This window comes from Vibrio sp. 10N.261.51.F12 (assembly GCF_041471725.1).
In the GTDB taxonomy this organism is placed as follows: Bacteria; Pseudomonadota; Gammaproteobacteria; order Enterobacterales; family Vibrionaceae; genus Vibrio.
Genome location: NZ_JBFROV010000002.1, coordinates 1 through 25,299 on the forward strand (window position 1 = coordinate 1; position 25,299 = coordinate 25,299).

23 protein-coding genes are annotated in these 25,299 nt (G+C 42.4%); 7 read left to right on the forward strand and 16 right to left on the reverse strand.

The genetic code is table 11. From position 1 onward, the window contains the following. Positions 1-256: 256 nt before the first annotated feature. Positions 257-934 carry an inovirus-type Gp2 protein gene (locus AB4405_RS01535; protein WP_372059351.1) on the forward strand — a complete coding sequence of 226 codons (678 nt, stop codon included), beginning with the start codon at positions 257-259 and terminating at the stop codon, positions 932-934. Between the two features lie 91 nt (positions 935-1,025). Here AB4405_RS01535 and AB4405_RS01540 read toward each other — a convergent pair whose 3' ends face one another. From AB4405_RS01540 to radC, 6 genes are all read right to left on the reverse strand, one after another. Beyond that, positions 1,026-3,038 (reverse strand): ATP-binding protein, encoded by a 2,013-nt coding sequence (locus AB4405_RS01540; protein ID WP_372059352.1) that lies wholly within the window; start codon positions 3,036-3,038, stop codon positions 1,026-1,028. Between the two features lie 360 nt (positions 3,039-3,398). Continuing rightward, positions 3,399-3,515, reverse strand: a complete 117-nt coding sequence (locus AB4405_RS01545) for an AlpA family phage regulatory protein (protein WP_372059354.1) — start codon at positions 3,513-3,515, stop codon at positions 3,399-3,401. 40 nt (positions 3,516-3,555) lie between these two features. Continuing rightward, positions 3,556-4,116: a tyrosine-type recombinase/integrase gene (locus tag AB4405_RS01550; RefSeq protein WP_372059355.1), complete on the reverse strand. Its 561-nt coding sequence runs from the start codon at positions 4,114-4,116 to the stop codon at positions 3,556-3,558. A 127-nt stretch (positions 4,117-4,243) separates the two neighbouring features. Further along, a complete protein-coding gene (locus AB4405_RS01555; protein ID WP_372059356.1) occupies positions 4,244-4,687 on the reverse strand; it encodes a DUF2787 family protein in 444 nt (147 codons plus the stop codon). A gap of 22 nt (positions 4,688-4,709) precedes the next feature. Further along, positions 4,710-5,162 (reverse strand): DUF2787 domain-containing protein, encoded by a 453-nt coding sequence (locus tag AB4405_RS01560; RefSeq protein WP_372059357.1) that lies wholly within the window; start codon positions 5,160-5,162, stop codon positions 4,710-4,712. Then, the gene (radC, locus tag AB4405_RS01565; RefSeq protein WP_372059358.1) at positions 5,159-5,626 is read right to left on the reverse strand and encodes a DNA repair protein RadC; all 468 of its coding nucleotides are present in this window, start codon (positions 5,624-5,626) and stop codon (positions 5,159-5,161) included. The genes AB4405_RS01560 and radC overlap by 4 nt, the downstream gene beginning before the upstream one ends. Before the next feature lie 455 nt (positions 5,627-6,081). Here radC and AB4405_RS01570 point away from each other — a divergent pair, with 455 nt between their 5' ends. Further along, positions 6,082-6,273, forward strand: a complete 192-nt coding sequence (locus AB4405_RS01570; RefSeq protein ID WP_372059359.1) for an AlpA family transcriptional regulator — start codon at positions 6,082-6,084, stop codon at positions 6,271-6,273. Positions 6,274-6,499: 226 nt separating this feature from the next. On the opposite strand, the gene AB4405_RS01575 is transcribed toward AB4405_RS01570, so the two are convergent. Then, positions 6,500-7,759: an adenylosuccinate synthase gene (locus AB4405_RS01575; RefSeq protein ID WP_372059360.1), complete on the reverse strand. Its 1,260-nt coding sequence runs from the start codon at positions 7,757-7,759 to the stop codon at positions 6,500-6,502. Between the two features lie 119 nt (positions 7,760-7,878). On the opposite strand from AB4405_RS01575, the gene AB4405_RS01580 reads away from it, so the two are divergent. Together AB4405_RS01580 and AB4405_RS01585 are read left to right on the forward strand one after the other, a co-directional pair. Further along, the gene (locus AB4405_RS01580) at positions 7,879-8,802 is read left to right on the forward strand and encodes a LysR family transcriptional regulator (RefSeq protein WP_372059361.1); all 924 of its coding nucleotides are present in this window, start codon (positions 7,879-7,881) and stop codon (positions 8,800-8,802) included. Between the two features lie 172 nt (positions 8,803-8,974). Further along, positions 8,975-9,967: a LacI family DNA-binding transcriptional regulator gene (locus AB4405_RS01585; RefSeq protein WP_372059362.1), complete on the forward strand. Its 993-nt coding sequence runs from the start codon at positions 8,975-8,977 to the stop codon at positions 9,965-9,967. 95 nt (positions 9,968-10,062) lie between these two features. Here the strand turns inward: AB4405_RS01585 and AB4405_RS01590 are convergent, their stop codons facing one another. The 9 genes from AB4405_RS01590 to AB4405_RS01630 form a co-directional block, all read right to left on the reverse strand. After that, positions 10,063-10,722: a ribulose-phosphate 3-epimerase gene (locus tag AB4405_RS01590; RefSeq protein WP_372059363.1), complete on the reverse strand. Its 660-nt coding sequence runs from the start codon at positions 10,720-10,722 to the stop codon at positions 10,063-10,065. Then, positions 10,722-12,143, reverse strand: coding sequence for a PTS transporter subunit IIC (locus tag AB4405_RS01595; protein WP_372059364.1), 1,422 nt, complete (start codon positions 12,141-12,143; stop codon positions 10,722-10,724). The genes AB4405_RS01590 and AB4405_RS01595 overlap by 1 nt, the downstream gene beginning before the upstream one ends. 52 nt (positions 12,144-12,195) lie before the next feature. Then, entirely contained in the window at positions 12,196-13,110 is a 915-nt protein-coding gene (gene rbsK / locus AB4405_RS01600; RefSeq protein ID WP_372059365.1) for a ribokinase, read from the reverse strand. A 597-nt stretch (positions 13,111-13,707) separates the two neighbouring features. Next, a complete protein-coding gene (locus AB4405_RS01605; protein ID WP_372059366.1) occupies positions 13,708-15,189 on the reverse strand; it encodes a hypothetical protein in 1,482 nt (493 codons plus the stop codon). A 761-nt stretch (positions 15,190-15,950) separates the two neighbouring features. After that, on the reverse strand, positions 15,951-16,769 hold the full coding sequence (phnE, locus tag AB4405_RS01610) for a phosphonate ABC transporter, permease protein PhnE (RefSeq protein ID WP_102469750.1): 819 nt from the start codon (positions 16,767-16,769) through the stop codon (positions 15,951-15,953). Positions 16,770-16,778: 9 nt separating this feature from the next. Next, positions 16,779-17,579, reverse strand: coding sequence for a phosphonate ABC transporter, permease protein PhnE (gene phnE / locus AB4405_RS01615; protein WP_372059367.1), 801 nt, complete (start codon positions 17,577-17,579; stop codon positions 16,779-16,781). Further along, positions 17,579-18,385: a phosphonate ABC transporter ATP-binding protein gene (phnC, locus tag AB4405_RS01620; RefSeq protein WP_372059368.1), complete on the reverse strand. Its 807-nt coding sequence runs from the start codon at positions 18,383-18,385 to the stop codon at positions 17,579-17,581. Before phnC ends, phnE (AB4405_RS01615) begins: the two co-directional genes overlap by 1 nt. An 11-nt stretch (positions 18,386-18,396) precedes the next feature. Beyond that, on the reverse strand, positions 18,397-19,335 hold the full coding sequence (gene phnD, locus AB4405_RS01625; protein WP_372059369.1) for a phosphate/phosphite/phosphonate ABC transporter substrate-binding protein: 939 nt from the start codon (positions 19,333-19,335) through the stop codon (positions 18,397-18,399). A gap of 296 nt (positions 19,336-19,631) precedes the next feature. Next, positions 19,632-21,419: a sodium:solute symporter family protein gene (locus AB4405_RS01630; RefSeq protein WP_102469754.1), complete on the reverse strand. Its 1,788-nt coding sequence runs from the start codon at positions 21,417-21,419 to the stop codon at positions 19,632-19,634. Between the two features lie 432 nt (positions 21,420-21,851). On the opposite strand from AB4405_RS01630, the gene AB4405_RS01635 reads away from it, so the two are divergent. The 3 genes from AB4405_RS01635 to AB4405_RS01645 all read left to right on the forward strand — a co-directional run bounded on the left by AB4405_RS01635 (position 21,852) and on the right by AB4405_RS01645 (position 25,078). Further along, positions 21,852-22,817 carry a hypothetical protein gene (locus AB4405_RS01635; protein ID WP_372059370.1) on the forward strand — a complete coding sequence of 322 codons (966 nt, stop codon included), beginning with the start codon at positions 21,852-21,854 and terminating at the stop codon, positions 22,815-22,817. Positions 22,818-22,862: 45 nt separating this feature from the next. Continuing rightward, on the forward strand, positions 22,863-23,648 hold the full coding sequence (locus AB4405_RS01640) for a hypothetical protein (protein ID WP_372059371.1): 786 nt from the start codon (positions 22,863-22,865) through the stop codon (positions 23,646-23,648). Positions 23,649-23,818: 170 nt separating this feature from the next. Beyond that, positions 23,819-25,078: an HD-GYP domain-containing protein gene (locus tag AB4405_RS01645; RefSeq protein ID WP_372059372.1), complete on the forward strand. Its 1,260-nt coding sequence runs from the start codon at positions 23,819-23,821 to the stop codon at positions 25,076-25,078. The last annotated feature ends 221 nt before the right edge of the window (positions 25,079-25,299 follow it).

The following is a 25,299-nucleotide window of genomic DNA, read 5'->3' on the forward strand; positions in this document are numbered from 1 at the left end:
CAGCCTTGAAAGAAACAGTGCGCTTTGTGGATTAGTAATATAGCTACTATACAAACACTCTTTATATGAGCATTACTAGCAGTACAACACTCAGTAGCCACACTACTGATGCATACCGTACATGTTGATTAGTCAGCTAAGATCTCTAGCCATAGGCAATAGAGATTCACTCACTGCTAAGGCAGAACAGTTTTATGTAAATTGTTACGCATCATTCTCTTTCTATGTGAAATCAAACAACACAGGAGAGATTTTCATGAACATGTTTCAATTTGCTCAAATCCCAGCTCAGTATGGTTCTTTAAACCAACGTCACCTTGCCCGTATCAATGACACTGTTATGGGTGCATTAGACGTTCAACCAAGGTTAGTTTTTATAAGGTGCGACTTGCACGAGCCGAAGGAGTATAGCCTTTCTGAAAATTCGTTAGAGTGGGATGCGCCGATGTTTTTTGTGAATGCAAACGTAGATATGTTTAAACGTTTTTTTGCTTCATTTAAGGCACAGGTTGACACGTACATGCGCAATAGAGCTATTCAAGGAAAGCGATTATATAAAACCTGTTATGTGAATTACATATGGGTGAGGGAGCTGAGTAAGAGTGGTCGAGTTCATTATCATGTGGTACTTATTCTGAATAAAGACCTCTTTTATAAAAAAGGGAGTATGAATCATTCAAAGAGTTTAGTTTGGAAAATCAAACAAGCATGGGCTAGTGCTTTAGGGATGATGGTAGAAGAAATCGAGGGACTGGTGCATATTTCTGAAGGGAAGCCCAATACCTTGGGTGGTGATCGCACTACTGTTAAATTTCAGGAAAAGCTGGGGTTATTAGCGAAAGCGTTAGCCTACTTGGCAAAAGAAAAGACCAAAGCATATGGTGACGGTCGCCGTAATTTTGGATGCAGTAATCCAAGGAAGGGATTGATTTAGATTCTAAAGACACTTTGAGCCAGAATTGCACTCTGGCTCATTAGTATACAAAGTGACTTAAGATGCACTGATATGAAATACGGTAGCTTGGTTACTCTGAAGGCTGTTGTAAATCACTTACAAGCTCCTCTGTAGGAACAGAATCATAGCAATCTCTTTTATTTTTTAACTTATCTAAAAGGTAATCGTTCGATAAACGAAAGTCACTTGCTATAGTTGCCCAAGTTTTAACGTACCCCTTGATGACAGGACTTTTTTGACTAAATACTAAACCAGAATCGTTATGTATTTCAGAAGTGTCCCATGCTTTAGTTATCCCATTGTCTGTCGAGGATATTTTTCTACCAACCAGAATTAACTCAAAACGCATGTTCTGATGACTAAACCCAGGGTGTGCCGCTATGATATCAGCGTAGTCTTCTAACTGCCTTAAGTGCTTCTTATTGAGAGATACACCTGGTCTTTTAATTTCAATGATGGTGCACTTATAAAAAGGTTTACCGTTTTCGTATTCTTTTCTTTTACGCGCAAGAAATAGGTCGACTTGCCTCCTGACTCCTTCAACATCAAGGCCAAGCTCAATATCTTCAGGATCAATATCGTTTTGGGAAAGATCTTCAAACTTACTAACTTGCACCCTCAATCGAGTTGCTGTTTTTTGAAAGTCATCTTCTTCTGCGCCAATTAGAGAGTGTTGTTCACCAAACAGCCAAGTGTTAGCTTCAATAATCTTCTGTAAATGTGGTGTTTCTAATACGTCTTTATAATTATTGAGCATGATATGCTCGATCTGATCAACAACAATCTCTCTTCGTTGAAGTACTTCAATAGTACTAATAATGTTGTCGAGTGTAGTTCTTTTGAGTACGTCAGTGAGGCGTTCAAGCTTGCCTTTATCTAAGTCAATAATTGATTCTAGTAAATCTAGCAAAGTATCGTTTTCATTCGATACGAGAAGCTTGTCTAACAAAGATATTATAATTTTTAAGGGCTTTTTCTTTACGTTGTTGAAAATCTGAGGGTCTGCAATCCAAACTTCACGAACAACTGACTTAATGTTATCTAACCGCCACTCGGCATCATTTTTGTTCAAGTTTGCATATTTGGGAAAGTAGCCATCTTGAACATATTGTTCTAATTTTTGATCGATTTGATTTCTAATGAACTCTACGTAAAGCTCGTTTCCTATCTGTTTTACGCTTTTGAGCAGTTGATTGTAAACGGCACTATTTGGGTTAGCGGGCGTCAATTCATTCCCATCGAAGTCGAGCGAAGTACAGTGTTTATCAAAACGGTTCACCCAATCGCCTTGGATGTATGCACTAAGGTAGAAACCGGCTTTACGATTGAAAGATGTATTATCTCGATATAATACTCTTCCATTGGAGTGTACTAAGTAAAACTTTGAGTTCTCTCCTTCAGGTTTGTCTGTCCATAAGAAAAATGAGACTTGAAGCATTTCATTGTCAATTTCGATTGGAACCGACTTTTGTGTACATTGAGGTACTGCGATCTCTTGCTCGTTGAGGAATAGCTTTAAGTTTTTGTTAAGTGCTAATCGCCACCCAAAAACTTTCTGAAGCATTGAATACAAGTGCTCTTGAACAGGTAAGTTATGAGTAAAGTTATAAAGTTCAACATAAGTTCCTTGACCATGAACAACAACATCGCTCTTCTGGCTATCTACTGGAAGGTTGCTATCCAGATTAAAGTGCTCTAAGTCTTCAGCACCAATCGAGATTTTGATATCTTTCCCATTGAAGCGAGAATACCAATCAGCATTGTTACACAGTAGGTGAAATGCCAACCTTCCTCTACCATGAGCACCTTGAGTATCATCGTCACCAACTTTCTGGGAATCATTAAAGCGAGAGAAATGCTTATCCGTCTGGGATGCATCAATGCCATGTCCGTTATCTATAACAGCGACACTATTAGTTCCTATAACTTCTTCAGTGATAACCTTTACTATTGTAGCTTTTGCATCGAACCCGTTAGCCACCAACTCAAAAATCGCTTGTTCACGATTCTTCTCGTATTTCTTAAAATGCTTTTTTATACCCGCGGTATTTATCCGCGTTGTTCTAATATTTGAGTTTTCCATAGCCAAGCCCCTGACGATCTTTGGAGATCATTCTTTAAGTACTTTAATTCTAACCGAAGTAGTATCAACATATCCTTGATGAAATCAATGTTGATTATGCCACTCTTAAGCTCTTATTTGAGAATAATTTGATAGCAACATTGTAAACACTCGCGCTCTTTCAATGATTTGATAACTAACCACAATCTTGTTTAAAACCCCCTTAACCGCTGAAGTATCTCTAGTTTTAGGCAGAACGCAGATACTTTCAATTATGAACAGTTCAGTGCAAAAAAGAGATTGATATCAATCTCTTCAATAACGTAGATGTAGATCCTACGTTATTGTGCTATCACTGCGTTGAAACTTACGTGCGATCCATTATTGAACTTCACTCTCAATCCGACTAACTGGACGAGAGTTGAGTTTAACTACTTTAGGAAGTTGCCCTTCGCTCATCCATTTGTAAATCGTTGAACGAGCTAAGCCAGTTATCATGGGGACCAAGCTGGTGGTGTAACGGCGTTTGGTTCTGTGTTCATAACACTAATTCTCTAAAGTCATTATCAATATCTTCTTGTGTCACACCAATGTAGCGCAACGTTACGCCTTCGGAACTATGGCGAAGCATTCGCATCACTCGTGCAATGTTCTTGGTGCTTTTGTAGAGGTGGTAGCCTCTGGTCTTTCGCATTGAGTGAGTCCCCAACGGAAAGCTAATCTCTTCACCAATCGATGAGAACGCTTGGCTAACAGCCCGACGACTCAATGGGTTAGCAGCTTTGTTTATTGCTTGCTGATTTCGGTAAGATTGGAATAGGTAGATGTGGTGGGGGTTCTCCTTTTTAATGCGGTGGATGATTTCTAAGCTTCTTGGATTCAATGCAATCTGGGCCACTTTGCCCGTTTTAGATTCACAGATGGTTAAACGGTCTTCTTCAATGTCATTGAACTTAATTGCCAGTAAATCAGAAATCCGCAAAGCGAGATTAATACCAACATTCCAGATGTCTGACATTTGCTTACTATGCCGTATTTCTAATAAGTGGCCGATGAGCTGAATCGTGTCACGGTTTTTGACCGCTTGAACTTCTGCCATAACGCAGCTTCCTTTTTTCGATGAAAATGATGATTAGAGGAACTTCAAAGCAGGTCAGAAACGAAAAGCCTTGTTCCATAAGGGGTGGCAAGTTCCCAAATTGCTAAAATGGGAACTTGGATGCTTTTCAGCTCTTGGTGACTTTGATTTGGTCAAACACACCATCAGATAAATACTCCAAAAAGTTACCTTCCCATGTTCGATAGAAAGCTTTCACTTCTCGATGTGCTAAAGCGCAAGGTGCTAAAAACATCTGTCTGAATATGTTGCTCTCAATATTGAAATCAAGCTCGATGGTTAACTCTGGATAAACCCCTCCAGAATAAGCAAAGTCGGTGATGTAACAGAGTCGCCACTTATCACCTTCATTACGGATCATGATTTCTACAGGATGATACCCACCAGCTTCAGCGTTATAGCTCGTATCACGAAAGTTAATGGTTAAGGTATCGGAATAGTAATCAAGACTCGCCTCCTGAACCTGCTTAGTGATTGCGTTATGAAAGCGAGTAGAGATAGGCAGTACACAAGGGTGAAACTGAATTGTTTGAATTTTGGTTGCGGCTGGCATGGTATGCCTCCTTGGTAGATAGTTATGCGATAGATGATTCAGTGGGCGTCTCGACATTGACGAGTGTTGCTTGGATACCGTCAAAGGAGCCTTGTTGAATTTGCTTGAGGAAAGACCGTTCATAGCTTTGATATAGGCTGGTTACTTGTGGCTGGTGGAGCTCGCAGCGTTCAATGTCCGGTTGATAGAACCATCCACGCAGAAAATTGAAGTAAAGCTCGACCTCCATCTTTTTGGTTTGTTCGTCTGGATAAGCAAAGCTAGCAACAAAGACGATGCTCCAATGAGTATTGTCTGATTGGCTTGTAGCTCTGTTGAGTTGGATCTCGACAGGATGAAAGCCGCTACGGTCTTCGTAGTAGCTCGACACTCGAAAGTTAAGGGTGATACGTGTAGCAAAAGTAGGAATATCTAATTGCTCAACAAGGACATTGAGGTATTCCACTAGCAGTCGATGCGGTGTGGTTTGGCTCATAACAAACCTCGCTCAGCAAAAGATACGCATTGCTCACCTACGACGACATGATCTAATACTCGGATATCAACCAGAGCTAAAGCATCAGAGAGACGTTGAGTGATTCTACGATCGGCTTGTGATGGCTCCGGCAAACCGGACGGATGATTATGACCAAAGATAACCGCCGCCGCATTCAACATTAATCCTTCTTTAACGACTTCTCTTGGATAAACGCTAGCGGCATCAATGGTGCCAAAGAACATCTCCTTGTATTCAATCAACTGGTTTTGATTATCAAGAAACATTACGGCAAATACTTCTCTGTCGTAATGCGCCAGTTTCATCTGTAGGTATTGCTTAGTGTTTTCTGGGCTGGTGAATGAGCCTGCCCGAGAATACTTGACTGCTAGCAGAGTTGCTGCGGTCTCTAAGATTTGACGAAGCTCTGTAGGTTCGTTTGGCGTGTAATGATTTGAATGCATGTACTTTCCTTCTGTGCGTTAAAGGTATGTGCATCCAAGTAATATGTAGTTAAAAAATAATGGAATCCTTCCCCATATAAGCAGCCCAATCACGCAGGGCTGCTTTAGGTTATGGTTGCTGTTTATCTTGTCGTTTAGCCCAGTTGTAACCGCTCACAACGCCATAGATGAACAATTCGATTAGCGTCTTAGTAGGTTGGTGGGGATTCACCATTCGCCTCCTTGTTGATGTGGTACAAGCCAGCGCCAACGATAAAGCCAGCAATGAAAACAAACGGCATAAGTGCCTCCTGCTCTGTTTGATTTGAGAAAAGTGCATAAATGGAAGCCTGCGATTAGCTGGCTTCAGAAAGGTAATGTGTGGTTGAAAAAAGTTGGAGTGTGGTGATTTACGCAGTGGAGTAATTAAATGCACATTCTCGTTATCTCATGAGTTGAACTAACCGGAATTCATCATGAGATTAATCAAACTAAAAGAAGTAATGACCTTAACCAGCCTCGCACGTTCTACCATCTACAAATACATGAGTGAAGGGCAGTTTCCTAAAGCAGTGTCACTAGGTTGTCGTTCAGTAGCATGGGTAGAAGAAGAGGTGACCGATTGGGTGTTAGAGCGAATAGGTGAGCGCGATAATGTAGAGCTGTAAACGACTGGAAAGCAAGCTGCAATGGCTTCTTTCTATGCAGTACTTTCTAATCAAGCTTCCACAAAGGCATCAAATGATACCCAGTAACTTATAAAGTAGTTGTTTCTACAGTTATTATAAAACAACCCAACGAGTAGAGCGATTAATGCCCGGTTCGTTGGGTTCTTATTATGTCTGATTAGAAATCATATGCACTCAGTTTAGATAATCTAAACCAGCTCGCATTCTAATCTTTGATGATCATTTGGTCACGTTCAGGGCCTACCGATACCATTACAATTGGCACCCCCATCAATTCTTCGATACGAGTAACGTAATCTTGTGCAGCTTGAGGAAGACTTTCAAACGTGCGGCAACCCGTGATGTCTTCGTCCCAGCCATCCATATCTTCATATATAGGCTTTAGTTCAGCAGTTTGTGGCCAGATTGGGTTCTCAGTGTGTTCGCCTGAGTAAGCCGTACAGATCTTAAGTTCAGACAAGCCAGATAGGCAATCAATCTTAGTCAGTGCGATTTCAGTCGCGGCTTGCAGCTCAACGCCGTTGCGAGTTGCTACAGCATCAAAGTAACCCATATCTCGTGGGCGGCCCGTTGTTGCGCCGTATTCGTTAGAGCTTTCTCGAAAGCGGTCTTGTTCTTCCATTGCTGTAACTAGTGTGCCAGTACCAACTGATGAGCTGAATGATTTCGCCACGGCAATTACGCGTTCAGGACGAAGGGCAGGTAAACCACTACCGATACCCGCGTAAGCTGCTGTTACATTAGAAGAGGTTGTCCAAGGGTATTCACCGTAGACAAGATCACGGCCTGCACCTAACTGAGCTTCAAACAACAGGTTCGCGTCTTGTGATTGCAGTGCTTTAAGCGGCTCAGTTACGTTGCAAATGAACGGGCGCCAAGCTTTAGTCACTTCAAGTAGCCATTCAGTCATTTCAGAAGCAGTCTGAGAGAAATCACATTGAGGGTATAGGGCCTTAAGCTGAGGCATTTTCCAATCAAGCAGGAATTGAATGCGCTGCTCTAAGATGTCAGGTTGATTTAACCAACCCACCAGGATGCCTTTCTTCATCACACGGTCGCCATACGCAGGTGCAATACCTTGACGTGTTGAACCATAAGCGCCATCACCCAAGCGCTCTTCTTCAAGCGTATCTTCAAGGGCATGTAAAGGTAGACACAGTGTCGCACGGTCTGAAATCGCCATTTTCACTTTGATGCCAGCTGCTTGCACTTCTGCAATCTCTTCAGTTAATGCAGCAGGGCTGATCACCATGCCAGGGCCAAGAACTGCTGTACAATCAGGATTAAAAATACCACTCGGAAGTTGATGCAGTTTGAACGTACCGAAGTCATTGACTACGGTATGACCAGCATTGTTTCCGCCTTGAAAGCGAATGCTAGCAGAAGCTTGGTCTGCTAAAAAATCAACGATACGGCCTTTGCCTTCATCGCCCCAGTTTGCGCCTACAACAACAATAGATGGCATAATTTTTCTCCTAACTGATTGAGAAATTATGTTAGGCCTATAAGATGGATAAGAAAAGTTAATTATCCTTATTATCTTGATAAGGATTTCATATATCATGTGAGGAACAAACGAAAGGTATGATACTCGATATTCATTTGTTGAAGACGTTTGTGACGCTAGCGGAATACAAGCATTTCGGTAAAGCGGCTAACGCACTTCATATGACACAACCTAATGTGAGTTTGCACTTAAAGCAGTTAGAGCAAATAACACGCATTAAGTTGATTGAAAGAAGCCCATTTCAACTGACTCAAGCGGGTGAAAGGCTATTAGATACAAGCCAAAGGACGTTACTTGAACTGCAGATTTGTCAGGCTGATCTCAATGCTATTAACGACCTCAAAATAGGGACGTTAACTATTGCCGTGAGTGATATTATATCAAGAGTATTACTGATACGACCATTTCAGCTGTTCAAGAAAAAATACCCAGGTATCGATTTTACGCTTTTAAATACTACCTCATCACAGGCATCGGAATCGGTGAAAAGCGCCCAAGCAGATCTGGGCTTTGTCATTTCACAAAAGCACAGCGAACCTTTACATTTCACCGAATTGAAAAAGATCAAATGGTGCGCGCTGGGTGACCATTTGGAACTATTTCAGGGGCAAAACACCTTAAATGAAGATGATCAGCAAAACTCGGCGAGTGATGCTGAGTTAACCTTGATCTTGTTAGGACATGATACTCGTACGCGAGAATTCGTTGATGGTGTTTTGCCTAAGCTGGAGCTGAGTAATTACCGAGTGATGGAGGTCAGTAGTGTCGATGCACAGATTGATTGGGCGGAAGCGGGCTTTGGAGTTGCGATCATTCCAGAATTTGCGATTTCAACTCATCGTCAGTTGCGATCTAAAGTGACACAACTTCCAGACTTTTCGACCACGAGCCTGGGATACGTGGTGAGGCAGAATCAAGTATTATCGAAAGCCATTAAGCAGCTTCTGGTTTGGGTAGAAGAAGAGATCACTCTAGCTCAGAAGTCTAACTCATCCACCTAGTACTTCAGCCATGCGTTGTATCGATTGATTCATTAAATACAGCATATGGCTGAGTGGTGTATGACAGCATGATACTAAGTAAGGGTTCCAATCAAACGGTACCAATGGACTCTAATTATTGACATGACTGAGCTGGCAATTAACAATTGTTCTTAGTTTGTTAGGAGATGTTATGACCACAATTAAAGATATCGCAAAAATCGCGGGTGTCTCTGTCGCCACTGTGTCACGCGTAATAAATAATAAAAGCGATGTCAGCGCGATGATGCGCGAAAAAATACTCACCATCATGGAAGAGGTTGGTTACGTACCGAATATGATGGCAAAGAACTTATCTCACGGACGCGCTAAGCTAATCGCGGTGATGCTGCCAACGCTCAACAACCAATTCTTTTCTGAGCTGTTGACTGAGATAGAAAAAGAGGCCAGTAAGCACGGGTACAACACCATGCATGTGTTGACAGGAGACGACAGAGCGAAGGTCGAGTACTACCTGAATTCGATAAAGAGTAACTTTGTCTGTGGTGCCATTATTAACTCTCTGGCCATTGAACAATCGGATCTGGAAGGCTTGGAAAAAACGGGAACTAAGGTGGTAACCATTGACCGCTCTGCACACGATCATGACTTTTCTTCAGTCAATGTTGATCATATCTTCGGGGGACAGTTAGCGGCGAAACACTTGATGCAAAAAGGGTGTCGAAATGTGGTTCTTTTAACTGGGGCAAGTGATGATACGATTTCTAATCTGAGATTGGAAGGCTTTCGTCAATACGTCGCTGAGCACCAGCTTGAGGTCTCTGTCACGTTGGTCGAAAGTGATTTGACTTCAGAAGGAGGATACCGTTGTTTTAAAACGTTCCTAGAAGAAAAACCGTCGTTCGATGGTGTGTTTTGCTCAAACGATGCGATGGCGTTTGGTGCCATTCGAGCTTGTCGTGATTTCGATATTATTGTTCCTGAAAACGTTTTAATGATTGGTTACGATAACTCCCATATCAATGAATATTCTGTACCTAGACTCAGTTCGATAGACCAAGACGTTACACAGATCGGTAGGGAGTCTGTAAATACATTAATAGAGTTGGTCAATGGGATAGAGATCAAACGTAGGGTCGTGATTACTCCAATGCTTGTAGAGCGAGAGTCGACTATTGTCGCCTGAAATCGTAGGAAAACGGAATGTTAGGGCGCATGTACAAATAAAAGCGGGTCTTCTATGGAGAAAACCCGCTTTTTTAACGTTCAAATTACGTGCGATTAAACCAGTTCTCGTGTTTCTTTCAGGTTTTCGCTCAGTGTACCTCGGTTGTGAAACAGCGCACTGGTGCCAAGTACGAACATATTGGCTCCATTGTCGTAACAGCCTGGGATTGAGTGGTGACCAATATTTCCGTCAACTTGGATAAGAGTATCCAAGTTATTGCTCGCTACCCAGTCTTTCGCACGTTCTACCTTTTTATACATAGAATCGATGAACTTCTGGCCTGCGAATCCTGGATTTACGGTCATCACAACCAAAACATCAATCATATCTGCGACAAAATCTAAAGACTCAACCGATGTCGATGGATTTAAAGCAACACCCGCTTTGATGTTGTGCTTTTTGATTTCAGCAAGTACGCCGTGGAGATGGGTCACAGCTTCCGCGTGTACTGTAATGATGTCGACGCCAACGCTCGCCAATTCACCGATATACCTTTCTGGGTTTTCCACCATAAGGTGCACGTCAATTGGCTTGGTAACAACGTGCTTGATCGAACGTATATAGTCGATGCTCAATGCAAAATTATTAACAAATTGTCCATCCATAATATCGATGTGGTAAAAATCAATATCGGCACTTTCTAGCTCTTTTAGTTGAACATTTAGGTTAAGTGGATCGGCGACCATCAATGACGCACCAAATGATTTTTCCATTACTTAGTCCCCTCAACGCTCAAAGTGTTTTGTACAGGTGTTTCGTTGATTTCTGTTTTTTTCATTGCTTTAAAGTACCAAATGAACATTGCAAGATAAGCTGCTACAGCCGCGGCTGCTAGGAGTATGGATTCAATATTGGGTATCAGTGACGCTTTCGCGATCAGTATCGATAGCATTTTCTCAAGAGGCATGGAATCGACGGACGAGAACAGTTGTCCTTCGGCTAAACCGCTTGGCAGGCTGTTCATTGCAATCGAGGTGTTAGTTACAAACTCTGCGATTAAGGTTGCCGCCCACAAGAAAATAGGGATCAAAATAGTGCCAATGATGGTCATTCGAAGTACCTTACCTTGAGTAATAACAAGTAGCGCTGGAGCCAACACTGTCAGTAGAATGCCACCTAGTGGTAAGACATTATTTCCAGGCAACAAGACTGCGAAGAACAGTAAGATTGGTGCTAAGATATTCACTACTGCCCAAAGCTCCGCTCGAGAGGCAAGTATTGGCCAATCGATAGCAACAAACACTTCACGACCTTTGAATCTTTTTTTCATGGTCGATGCAATACCGTCAGACAAAGGTTTAATTGCAGGGCCAAACCAATTACCTACCAAAGCAAACAACTCTAAAGCCACACCCGCTGTAAACGAGAGCGCAAACAGTTCATCCATAGGCAGTTCGGCTAGTAGACCAACAAACAATCCTAGGTACACACCGATAGCAAACTTGCTGCCCCAGAACCCGATTTTTTCGTTAAGCTTATCGGCGTCAAAGTCGTATTTATCAATGAAAGGAAAGACGCGAGAAATAAATTTATTGATGATCAGCACTGGCGGACATATCAATAAGGAAGGGTGAGCGGTGGTCGTAATACTGTCGTCATCGTATTTAAGTAACTTCTTGATGCTAGGTTGCAACGCGTCAGAATTAAACAAAACTAGTACATATATCCCGCCAACAACAATCGTGGTGAGTACCATATTGTTACCGGAGAAGTACATCGTCAGCAGTCCGATAACCGAAAGGTTCCAAATGTTGAATAGGTCAACATTGAGTGTCTTTACTTTGTTTGCTGAAAGCAAAGCTAAGTTAATCACAATACAAACCAGAGCAAAGTACAGAGTATAGACTGAGCCCCATGTAATGACGGCTAGTGGAGCCCAGCCAAGGTCGGTGACTGATAGTTCGACACCGGTTGACTCAACAAACTTCTGTAGGGCAGGGCCAAAGGCACTAGTCAGCAATGAAATAATGGCGCCCATACCGGTGAGTGCCACTGCCATAGTGATGCCACCTTCTAGAGCCTTTGTTAACTTCACTCGGAATAGTAAAGACAGTAGCGTGATGATGAAAAACATCATCGCAGGAGCACCTAAAGATATAAAACTCGTAAAATAGGAATTTAATGTAGTAAGCATAGCTGTACCAAATAAGGTTAGATTTACGTTAGAAATCGGAAATGATTTAAGCTTAGATAGCGATCATCTTGTCTTCGACTTCGGTCATAGAAGGCAGCGCATCTTGTCCACCAAAACGAGTTACTTTAATGCCAGCAACCACTTGAGCGAACTTGATTGCATCTTCAATCGCAACATCGTCACTAAGGTGGCTCGCCAGTGCACCAGCAAAACAATCGCCAGCACCAACGGTATCAACCGCATCGACTTTCAGAGCAGGAATGAAGGTGGATTTATCGTTTTTGAACAGCAAGCAACCATTGCCACCCATTTTTATAATGACGGTTTCTACGCCCAGAGCATGGATTGCTTTTGCCGCCTCTAGTGCCGTTGACTCGTTGTACACTTCAATGCCAGTAATGAATTTGGTTTCGGCACTGTTTGGCACAATAATGTCTGCGTAGACAAAAGACTCTTTGCAAATCCCATCGACGGGAGCGGGATCCAAGATAACCAGCATGCCTTTTTGTTTAGCGATTTTCATCGCTTCAAGAACCGACTCTTTGCTCGTTTCCATTTGGATTAATAGAATTGTTCCTTCGATACGGTTGAACACCTCTGCCACATCATCGGAGGTTAGCTCCATATTCGCCCCGGGATTGACGATTAACGTATTTTCTCCAGTCGGCTCTACTAGGCCAACACAGGTCCCGGTTTTGGAGTTTGGCTTAATCACAATGTGCTCATCTGAGATATTTCTGGTCTTTAAGTTATCTCTTAATGATTTGCCTTGGCTATCATTACCCACAGACCCGACAAAGCAGACTTTTTTACCGTAATTAGCTGCGCTGATGGCTTGGTTGTTTCCTTTTCCACCCGATTGCATATTAATTGCATTGCAAAATGCCGTATCTCCGCTATTCGGATAAGACTTACATTCCGCAATAACATCCATATTAATACTACCAAGAACAATAATGTCGTACATAACTAACCCTTAATTCTAAATATACAATTTGAGTGCTTTAAAAGTGTTGACTCAGTGATTCATGCGGCACGCTGTTCAATCACTAATGACTCGCTTTTATAACAAATCTTAACGCTCCGTAACCGGTTACGAAATGGAGATAAAAAAATAACCAGAACATCGTAACCGGTTACGAAAGTTACATTCAAATAGACAACCGAATCAAGTTTGAAAATTTGATCTACGTCTGGATTTTATTTTAAGTTACTATTTTTAAAGGTTTAATTTTTTATTAAAATGTTCTAAAACAAGATCTTGATCATGTTTTTTATATTGTGAACTTTATCATTTCGACAAAATGAGAGGCACGCTTGGCTAGAACACTAATTGATCTAATTTTCAAAAATGCAGAGCTATAAAGGGTGACAAAGTGGTGGGGTAGCAATGGAATGATCTATTCCATTGATACAAGACTATTGCATAAGCGATTTTTGCTATACCTTTAGTAGTTTATGCTTTCCTAAATTAGCAATGTCGTAAATTAGAATTGTCCAAAAACGTGTTTTGAGTATTAAAAGGGAGCAGTTGCTCCCTTCTATGCCGCCAGTTTAAGCGTGGCTACTTAGTACAGTCATACCACCCATCACCACTGCCACACTCATACTTGAACGTCCCATTAGGGTAAGAAACAAACCGATAGTGCATTGTCATATCACCATTGGGCATTTCAGTCGGCACATTAGTTCGGTGCTCAGATACGTTGCTCTCACCTTCCTTATAACGCTTTGTATGCTCCCACCAATCAGCCCCAACCGAATCTTGAGCACCATAGACTTGCGGTAATGCTGCGATATCAGCATTGAATGCATCAATGTCGATACTCTCCACATCAGCACTGAAACCAAACCAGTGCGCGTACTCACTTGGTACTGTATTCCACTTGTAACGGCTTCCGTCTTCATCGTACACACCACTCACTCTCGCAGTCGAAAGCGTCATGTTTTGGCTATCAGCTGTATCAGTCAAACTAACCTCATTACACTCCAATTCACTAAGATCATAGAACGATGACTTGTTATCCATGCCGTATTGGTTGTCAGTGTCAGCTATCTTTGAAAGTAAAGTTTCTGACTTACTGCAAATGTAATCGTCAAAGCTTGGATCAGAACTCATGTTGCGGTATTCATTTACATAACCCACGGTACCAAAGTCAGTGATACTGTCTTCTTGCAGGTAGTTTCTAATCAAACGTTCGGGTAGCCAGTTATCATCTACCACATAGACGGATTCAGACCAGAAGCTACCTTGACGTATGGAAACCGATTTGTACCACAACTGTTCATCATCTTGGCGTTGCCAGTCCGTTGGATCGTTAAGGTAGTGAGCTACGTTGATATGTGCATATGGGTACTGAAGCGACAATTCATAAGTCTCTTCAAATGAAAGTTGAATGGATGCCATAAGCTGCTCAGCAATGCCGTAGACTGCACTGTTACCATCCGCTATGTAATCACTCCACAGCTCTTCCTCTGAGATATTGAAATGCCAAACTAAATCACCCGCTACGTTACGCATGGCGTCTTTTATCGCATTGCGGACTTGTTCATTGTCTTTCACTAATTCACAGCTATACGCTTCTCCTTGCTCTCTTTCAACCGTCTGTTTCGCGGACTCCCACAACATTGTGGTGAGTGGCGTAATGTTAACGGAGCCATTCGCTACCTCTTCTGGCAACGTGAACGCTGGTGGCAGGTTAAGTACATATGCTTGAGTCACTTCCCCTAAGTCTTCATCAATAGCTCCGACAGGTACATCTACGATCACTGGGACGTATTCAAGGCAGGCTTGCTGCTCTTCGGTTATGTCACCTTCAATAGTGAACACACCACCAGCCTCGGTGATAGCCGATGGTTCATCAGGATCGACAACACCATTTGAATTAAAATCATAATGAACCGTGGCACCAACGATATAGCCGTCAATGGCACGACCGGATAACAACGTAGAGTTGGATGGTTGTGAAGGCTCAGATGAGCCACTACCGCCGCAACCAGCAAGGGTTGCAGTAGCAATAAGCACAGAAACTAACGTCTTTTTCATAGAAAATTCCTTTTTATTAATAGATTGGTTTACAGGGATATATGCATAGAAAATAAAAGCGGCTTATTTTCGTAAACCGTTATTGATAGGTATTAAGCGTGTGGTATTAGCAAGTACATCAATAAGAAAGAGAGTGAATATATGCCCATGATTTCCGTAAGGTTAACAGGTGTTATGAACAAAGACTATGGGGAGATATTGTACAAAATGAGGCCGTAATCAATGTTCAGATAAGTAGTCTGAAATTAGATGTTTTTACGATGCTTTAAGAATCGTAAAGGTAACGTGTAGGTGCGTATAGTGATCATCTACACTCTAGCATTAAGGTGAGTTGATTGTATGTGTAGCTTGGGCATCTGGTGTCGGATGAAAGCGTACAATTGAATAATCGAGGTGGGCATAATGAACTCCTATGCTGGTGGGTACATAGGAGTAATATGTGTGTGAAATATATTAGATTGACGAACTTTAATTGTCATTGAGAATGAGAATTGTTTTAGTTGCGAGTGAGTTAACACAATTTTATATTGGTGAAATTTAAATAATTGCTCTTGAGTAAAAACTGAGTCGTTTTAAATGACAGCTGATTAATGTAACCCTTTAAGTAACCCCTTGTGATTATTGTTTTATATAATTACTTTTAAATCAGTTTAATACGTTTGTTTTTTTAGTCCGCCTACCGTACCATATTTAAACAAAAAAGCCTCGACGAATGTTGAGGCTTTTTTGTATTTCAGATTAGCCAAAGTGAGCTGAAAACACTAGATAAGTGCGTGACGACAGCGTGCAGATATCCACTCTGAAAAAACAACCGTCGCAAGGATCGAAATAAAGATAACGGTCACTTGTGGCCATGCCAAAATCGACATTGACTCTTCGAGTTTTAAGCCAATCCCTCCCGCTCCCACTAAGCCAAGTACCGTTGACTCGCGAATATTAATATCCCAGCGAAAGATCGATGTTCCGATGAAGCTAGGCAGAATTTGTGGCATCACGGCATAGTCGAGTACTTGCAATGGCGATGCGCCCGTTGTGGTAATCGCAGCGACTTGGTTTTTATTGACCTCTTCGATGGCTTCGTACATTAACTTGGCAACAAAGCCAACCGAGCGTAAAGCGATGGCAATGATACCGGCGAGTAACCCTGGACCTAGAACAGCGACAAGTAAAAGTGCCCAGATTAAAGAGTTAATAGAGCGGCTAGCAGCAATAATATAAAGTGCGATTGGGCGTACAAATAATCTAGAAGGCGTTGTATTTCTCGCGGCCAAGAACGCGATAGGGAAGGCAATAATGACTCCCAATAATGTACCGAGTGTTGCGATGTTAAGGGTGTCCCAAAGTGGTTGCCAAAGCTGCTCCATGTAGGACCAACGTGGTGGCCACATTCGTCCTCCAATGTCAGACATCTGATTTGGAGCATCGATAACAAAAAACCACATCGTGTCACTATTCATTACCTGCCAGCAAAACACGCATAATGCAACAAAAGTAAACCAACCAAACCAGCGAAGTAAGCTTTGCTCTTGAGAGTGTTTTTGCCACTCGGTTTGATAGGAAGAAGTAGTACCGTTAGACATGTTAAAACCTTATTGAATACGGTTGCGAATAATGGCGGAGAAATACTCAGCCAGCATGACTAAGCCAATGATGATGAGAAGAATGGCTGCGGCAGAACTGTATTCGTAGCGATCCATTGCGGTATTGAGTGTCGCACCTATCCCGCCAGCACCGACAATTCCAATGACTGCGGACTCGCGGAAGTTGATGTCTAATCGGTATAAACATAACCCGATTATTCGTGGCATGACCTGCGGTTGGACGGCATAGTTTACCTGCTGAATCCAGCTTGCGCCCGTCGCCTTCATTGCTGTTAACGTCGCTGGATCGATGGCTTCAATTTCTTCGGCAAATAGCTTGGCGAGAAAGCCGATAGTGGCAAATGTTAGCGTGACAAAACCTGCAAATGTGCCAAAGCCAAACAGAGCAACACATAAGATCGCAATGATGATTTCTTGAAAGCTACGAGCGACTGCAATGAAGCTGCGACAGAAAAGATACACTGGTTTAGGTGCCAGGTTCTTGGCTGCGCCTAAGCCAAATGGAATCGACAATAGTACGCCCGCGACCGTAGAGGTCAGCGTCATGGTTAAGCTTTCAATGAGCCCGCTAGTAATACTATCCCAACGGCTTGCGAAATCAGGCTGCAGGAAAGCCAGGATGAATTTTAGTCCTCGCTCTGAGCCCTCATAGACTCGCATCCAATTAATTTCGATCGAACCAATGGCCGTATAGAAATACAGGGCCGCAGCGATCCAGAGCCCCCATCGCCATAACGGCTGGTTAATAAAAGGCGGTTTTTTCCATTGGCTTGGGTAAGTACGCGTCATTATACCGGCACTCCAACCATGTTCATGGTGATTTCTGGAATGGCTTCGTCTTGAGTATTCCAGTCCTCTTCACCGTAGATTTGGGTAAGCACGGATTCATTGAGTTCATTGGGGTGACCATCAAACACGACCTCACCGGCGCGTAGACCGATTATCCGTCCAACAAACTGCTTAGCCAGATTAACATCGTGGATATTGATGATGGCAGGCAGGTTCTGCTCTCTACAGATATCGCAAATCAAACGCATGACTTGTCTCGCCGTTCTTGGATCAAGCGCAGCTGTTGGTTCATCAATAAGGAGAAGCTCTGGTTGTTGAGCGAGTGCCCGGGCGATACCGACCCGTTGACGTTGACCGCCTGATAACGCATCGGCGCGTTTGTTTGCGTGTTCTAGCAACCCGACTCGGTCAAGAAGCGCGTAGGCGGTTTGAATATCATCGCCTTGGTATTTACGTAGAAAACTACGCCAGAACGGTACATAGCCTAGGCGCCCTGAGAGTACGTTTTCCATCACAGTGAGCCGTTCGATGAGCGCATACTCTTGGAATATCATCGCTATTTCGCGACGAGAACGGCGTAATTCACGACTATTCAGTTTAGTTAGGTCTTGTCCTTTGAAAAGGACTTCGCCTGTTGTAGGTTCAGTTAGTCGATTGATACAGCGAATGAGTGTTGATTTACCGGCCCCTGAGGGGCCGATAAGTCCAATCACTTCACCGGCATCAATATCTAATGAGACATTGGTCAGTGCTTTATCCTTGGAGGAGTAATGCATCGACAGCGAACGAAGTTGAAGAGTAGACATGGTTTATCCTATTAACGACAAGTGTATGAAACGTCGTTCGCTTCATCGATGGTGCGGATAACCGCCCAATGTTCTTTGTATGTAATAGGAATAAATTGTGATTCGCCGTTACGAGTAAACTCTTCCTGTAGCTTGGTTCCATCCCAATCGAAGCTAAAGAACGCGTCTTGGATCTTTTCTTGCAGATCTGGATGCAGGTTATGGGCAACACCGTAAGCCGTGGTTGGGAAGGTTTGTGAGGTATAGATATTTTTGATGTCAGCTTCCTTGACTACATCGCGGTCAAGCATGCGAGTCAGAACTGAGTTTGCGATTGCGGCTGCATCGTAATCTCGATGTGCTACACCCATGATCGAGTTGTCGTGAGCACCAGAGAATACTGGTTTGAAATCATTATCAGGTGTCATATCGTACTCTGCACTCAAAATGGCGGAAGGTGCTTTAAATCCAGAGTTTGATGTTTGTGAAGTGAACGCAAGGTTCTTCCCTTTCAGGTCTTCGACTTTTTCGATACCTGAGTTTGGGTGGGTGATGATCTCCATTTCGTAACCAAATGACCCATCTTCACCAGCCATAATCGTGAAGGGAACAAAACCAGAACAGTTCACGGCAAGTGGTGTTGAACCAGTGTTGAATCCCGCAATATGAAGGCGACCAGAACGCATTGCTTCAATTTGAGCTGCGTTATTTTGAACGGGGAAAAAACGAACACTCTTGCCGGTTTTTTCTTCCAGATGTTCAAGAAACTCGCTCCATACACTCGCATAAACGGCAGGGTCTTCGACTGGTGTATAGGCAAAGACTAGCGTAGATGGGTCATTCCATTGCGCTTCGTTTTGGGGTAAATCTGCAACTAGGTTACCGGTGCGATCTTCATAGCGCGTGTCCATGGCAAAAGCAGAAGCACTTACAGCAAACGTCACGGCGGCAGCCAGCATTGTTTTAAACATTTTATTCCCTTTAATATAGGCGTCTATTTGTTAGGAGGGGAATATAAGAATTTCGAGTGACAGAATTGATTCACTTCAGTGACAGTAAAAAGACATAATGTTTCAGTGTATTACAAGCTATATATAAACGGTGAAACAGATATACCGTCACGATGTGGTTGAGTGATTGATACTTATTTGACTTTTTCGTAACGATAAACGGTATTGATGTCTACTGCTTATATGCAAGTGTAAAAAAGCCTCGATAAGGATCGAGGCTAGGTGAGGTTTAGATGTGAAGGTTAAAAAGCGTGAGTTTAGACTTCTTTGGGCGTACTGGTTTTATTTCCCTCATTCTCGACGCTGTCATCAACGGCTTTCACAAGTAACAAGCCGACAAGAAGAACAATGAAGCCACAAAGAACAAACGTCATTCTTCCCCACATCGGGTTAGGCAATGCAAACATTGCCATCACAGCAACGCCTGATACCGCAATTAATGAACCCAGCATATGGCGCTGCTTGTTATCAAGTTTCTTCTGTTCAGTCGAGTCAGAAACTAATGGCGTAGAGAGGTTACTAAAGAATCGATCTACATCTTGTTGACGTTTTCCTTCTAATGGTTTGTAGAACAATGTCGACAAAACGAAGAATCCGCCAGTGAAGGTAAGGTGCGCAATCAAACCGACCGCTACCTTGAGATCTGACCATTCACGACCCGTTAGCGGTTGTAAGTTAAACCAGTTTTGTAGCATCTCGGCAGTGATAATGAACCCCACAATATATGAGACGATTGCGCCAACGATGAGGGTTCCCCAACCTGCCCAGTCTGGTGTCTTCTTAATGAAAAATCCACAAAATGCTGGAATGGTCATTGGGAAGCCAATCAGTGCCCCGACATACATCATCGTATCAAACAGGCTCAACCCTTTTAATGAGTTGATAAATAGAGCGATGAGGATAATGGCGATACCAAAAAACGTTGACGTTATTTTTGATACGACCATCAGCTCTTTCTCAGTTGCTTCAGGGCGCAAAATCGGCTGGTAGAAATTCATTACGAAGATGCCTGAATTTCGGTTCAGACCAGAATCCATTGATGACATTGTTGCGGCGAACATTGCTGCAATGAGCAGGCCTACCATACCCGCAGGCATGTATTTTTCTACAAAGTATAAGTAAGCAAAGTCACCAGCTTTAGAGCCTGCATCAGGGTACTGCGCAGCTAGGTCAATGCCTTGCCCTGCAATGAACCAAGGAGGCAGGAACCAAATTACTGGGCCAAGCGTCATTAGAATACAGGCCAACAAAGCGGCTTTTTTTGCGTTTTTGGAATCTTTGGCGGCAAGGTAGCGATATGAGTTCAGCATATTGTTAGTGATACTGAATTGCTTAAAGAAGATAAAGAACGCCCAGATACCAAAGATGCTGACGTAGTTTAAGTTATTGCCTGATACAAATGATGCGCCTTCTTGTACTGGGAAGTTATTGATGATTTCTGTTACACCTCCTCCCTGGACGATGGCAACGACAGCACAAGTAACAGTTACTGCCATTATGATAACCATCTGCATAAAGTCAGAGGCGATAACCGCCCATGAACCACCAGTGACCGACATTATTAGGACAACAAGTCCAGTTAATACGATGGTTGTGGTCATGTCGAAACCAAATATGCCAGAAGCAATAATAGCGAGACCGTTTAGCCAAATACCTGCAGAGATAATGCTATTAGGCATACCAGACCAGGTAAACACTTGTTCATTCAGGCTACCAAAGCGCATTCTGATGGCATCAATCGGTGTTACAACTCGTAGTTGGCGAAATTTAGGCGCAAAATACAGATAGTTCATTAGATAACCAAATGCATTGGCAAGGAAGATCATGGCGACAGCAAAACCATCAGCGTATGCTTTGCCAGCTGCACCAGTGAAGGTCCAGGCGCTGAATTGAGTCATGAAAGCCGTTGCACCGACCATCCACCAAAGCATATTACCACCACCACGAAAGTAATCACTTGTTGTACTAGTAAACGTGCGAAACATCCATCCAATAGCAATTAGGAAGAGGAAGTAGACGCCGACGATAAAGGTATTGAGTTCCATTTTTATGTCTTCTTGTTGTCATAGGTATTGGTCAATATATTAATCATTCATGACTTTATTTGTACTACAATAATTCAAGATTGTGATTGAGTATTTAATACTGATAATTATAATTTTGATGGGCAGAGAATTGGTTTTATATGAAATTTGAACATATTGACTTTAGTTCATATTAATCAATGAATTACATTTGTATATGTATTTTGATTAACTGCTTTTTTGGTTTTTTTATCGTATCGACAATAACTTTTAATTGTACTTTTGTATTACTTATTGTTTGGGGGTGAGAATTAAAATAACAATGCCGGCGACTCGGTGAAAATATTCGATGATTCTCATTTAGAGCAGAATGTTAAAATCGCTGGCCTAGGGCTTTGCTCGTCTTTCGAAGCGAAAGGCGCTAAAATCAAGGTAACGAATAGGAGAGTGACTGTGAGTGCGAAATTTACCCATATTGCGTGGCAACAAACCAACATTGACGCAAGTGAGAAGCTAGTATTATTAAAGCTAGCCGATTTGGCCAGTCATGATGGCAGTGTCTTTATTGGTTTAAGTGATATCGCAAGTGAGTGTTTAATGGGTGAGTTTTCTTTAGCTGACCTATTAACGTCGTTGGCGAATAAAGGGCTTATCAATAAATCTCATGTTGAAACGAGAGGGCGGAAGCAAATCCATCACCTTAAACTGCTTACGCCAGAGCAAGATGCTATCTCGATTCCTGTCGTTACGATGTCGACGGCAGAGGCATCGGCGCCACCTCCGACAAAAATTAGCACGCAGAATAATTCCAGCGCACCTGGTTGGTCACATCAACAGCTTGATTTGTATAAAACACCGGCTAACCGTCGAGATGCGGTTTGGCAAAGTTTTATGCAGGAAACAAACCCAGCCCCGACGATGAATATAAACCGTTTGGCAGGGCAGCTAGATAACTGGCTAGCATTTGCTAAACAGTCAGGTAGTCTTCGCTCTATTATTGGTGAATCAGCAAAACCTAAACATGCGAGTGCTTTTCCTAAAGCCGCGGGTCGCCCTAAGAAAAATCCGAATCAAGGCGATAGTCAACAATATATTTCAACGCATGAACTCAACGAATTTGTTGTACCTGAATGGGCGCAACAACCGCTCGCATTTTCGCGTTTGGAGATAGATCCAAATCTCTTTTGGGAGAAGTTTGTGGTGTATTATAAAGCTCGAGCGAATGAGTATACGTCAGTCACTCAGATGTTGAATAAACTACGGCTATGGATTGTGAATGAGAAACAATCGGAAGATCGTCGTAAACAAGCTGAAGAAAGAAGACGTCAGTCGTATCAAAACAATAAAGCTGTCGATGTCAGTCCATCGGAAGAGTTTAGAGAGTTTTTAAGAGGGCAGGGTAAAAAGCCAGACTTTTAGAGTGAAATTGTTCCCCCCTTTTTAATCATAACGTAGGTGTTGAATATGGCTAATGGTAAGAAACCAAAGAATGTGGATTTTGGTTCCATGGAAAGAAAACTCAGAGAAATGGGTGTCAGTGGAAGTCTAGATCACCTGAAAGCCTCTAGCTCTAAGCCTTCTTCGGCTGCGGTTCCTGCACCTTCTCAGGCATCGAATACGGTGCATCCCAAGCCTGCTATTTCTCAACAAAGAAGTGCGTTACCTAAATCGTTAGTAGAAGAAACGACACACGAAAAGGTGCCGAGTGATTGGTGTAACTATATCTTTGGCACGTTATTGAGTATTTATGAGTCTACCTGGCTTAAGTCGTATGGACGCCGCCCCACAGGGCGTTTTTTAGACTTCGCTGATAGCGTAACTGAAGCGGAACTAATGCGCATCATGCAACACTGTCGCGAACGCCTGCAAGCCGGTGAAAAGTGGCCCCCGATAATGGGTGAATTAACGCTACTTAAAAGTCAGCTCACTGAATCGGAACTCATCGAAGCCATGAACCGAGTCGTGGCAAAGACGCCGCAAAATCAATTGGAAACCTGGATTATTCAAAATAAAGGTTATGAGCTTCGACGAGTGCCTCAATCCATGATAATCAAACGATTTAAAGAGTTTTACCGCGAGGCTATGAGCCTTCAAGAAAAAGGTAAGTTAGTGACTGAGGTACCAAAAGGTCTTGCTCAACACTCAGTCAAGAATCTGGTGGATATCAAGCGTGAAGAGTTTGAGCAAGCACATGGTAAAAGTCTCGACCCAAGAATAGAGGCACTACTCAAGAACAAGCCTGTAATCTAACGCATTAAATTATCGCCATATTATTTGGTGTTTAGTTAGAGAAGAGCTTGTTTTTATGAACTATCTTTGACGAAATGCACAAATTGTTGAGTATTTGATACTGGATAGATGAAGACCGCGGCCAACTTTATTACACTCTTGCGTTGTTATAAATTGAGCATGTGGTCTTTGTGGCGAGTACAAAAATATCAGTGAATCGGATTCAACCGGGGTTGCATATCCGACTTCCAGTAAAATGGAACGATCACCCCTTTCTGTTTAATACGTTCAAGATCAAATCCAACGAACAGGTACGAGTAATTAAACAACTTGGCGTTAAGTATGTTTATATCACACCTGAACTCAGTGATGTATTACCTCTTCCAATCGAAGCCACACCGGCAGCGACTTCAAACACGATAAATCAAGAAGACAATGCTGATGCGGAAAGGTTGTGGGCAGAAAAGCAAGAGCGGATAGAAAAACTAAGCTTGTATCGACGCCGAGTGTCTCGTTGCGAAAAAGAATTTGATCGTTCACTTGCTCGAATTAGAAATATTATGGCAAAGCTGAGAAGCCGGCCTGAATTAGCAATCCAAGAATCTGAATTGCTAATTGAAGATATTGTTGATTCTCTGCTAGGTGAAGATGACGTGACGTTACACCTTATGGGGGGTAAAAATGAATTTGAAGATCTTTATTTTCATTGCCTTAATGTCTCAGTACTGTCGATGCTGATAGCGAAAGCAAAGGGGTGTGATGCTAAGACCATAAAAGTAGTGGCTTTAGCCGCGTTATTTCATGACATTGGTAAATCAAAAGTTCCTTCGGCAATACTGCGTAAAACGTCACCTCTCAATGAACCTGAGTTGAATTATCTAAAATTACATACCAAGTATGGCGGCGATATCGCGCGAAGTGTTCAAGGGTTACCTGAAGAGGTCATTGAGGTTATAGAGCAGCATCATGAATTACTCAATGGTTCAGGGTACCCATTGGGACTGCATGGAAACCAGATATCAGCAATATCACAAATTGTTTCTGTCGCTAATGCTTTTGATAACTTATGCCATCATCAGGTATCAACAGAAAGAAAAATCCCGTATACAGCACTTTCTTATTTATATAAGCATTCTAAAGAGAAATATAGTCAAGAAAACCTCAGCATCTTAATTAAGTATATGGGAGTGTACCCTCCGGGTACCATTGTAAAGTTATCGAATCAGATGATTGGCTTAGTGGTGTCTATTAACAGTGGCAATTTACTCTACCCAAATGTGTTGGTGTACGATTCTAGCGTTCCTAAACTACAAGCGCCGATCATTACCTTGGAAAGTAAAGACCTTAAGGTCGAGTCCGTTATTCATCCGGATCGGTTACCAGAGAAAATTCGCGATTATTTGAACCCAAGAGCTCGGATTTCTTACTATTTTGAAGATACCTCACTATAGCGAGCGTTTATAAACGAATGGTATTTGCACTAAAAGGTTATCTTTTAGCGGCTTTCGGTCAATAAACTATCAAACGCTCGTTTTATCAAAGCTTTTCATAAAAAACACTTGCCAATCAGCTTGTGATCTCTATAATGCGTCCTCACTGACACGGCAGAGCCCACAAGGGTTCAAGGCAATAATCAGTAAGGCTTCTAGCCAAAAGATAGTTTAAGATTTGT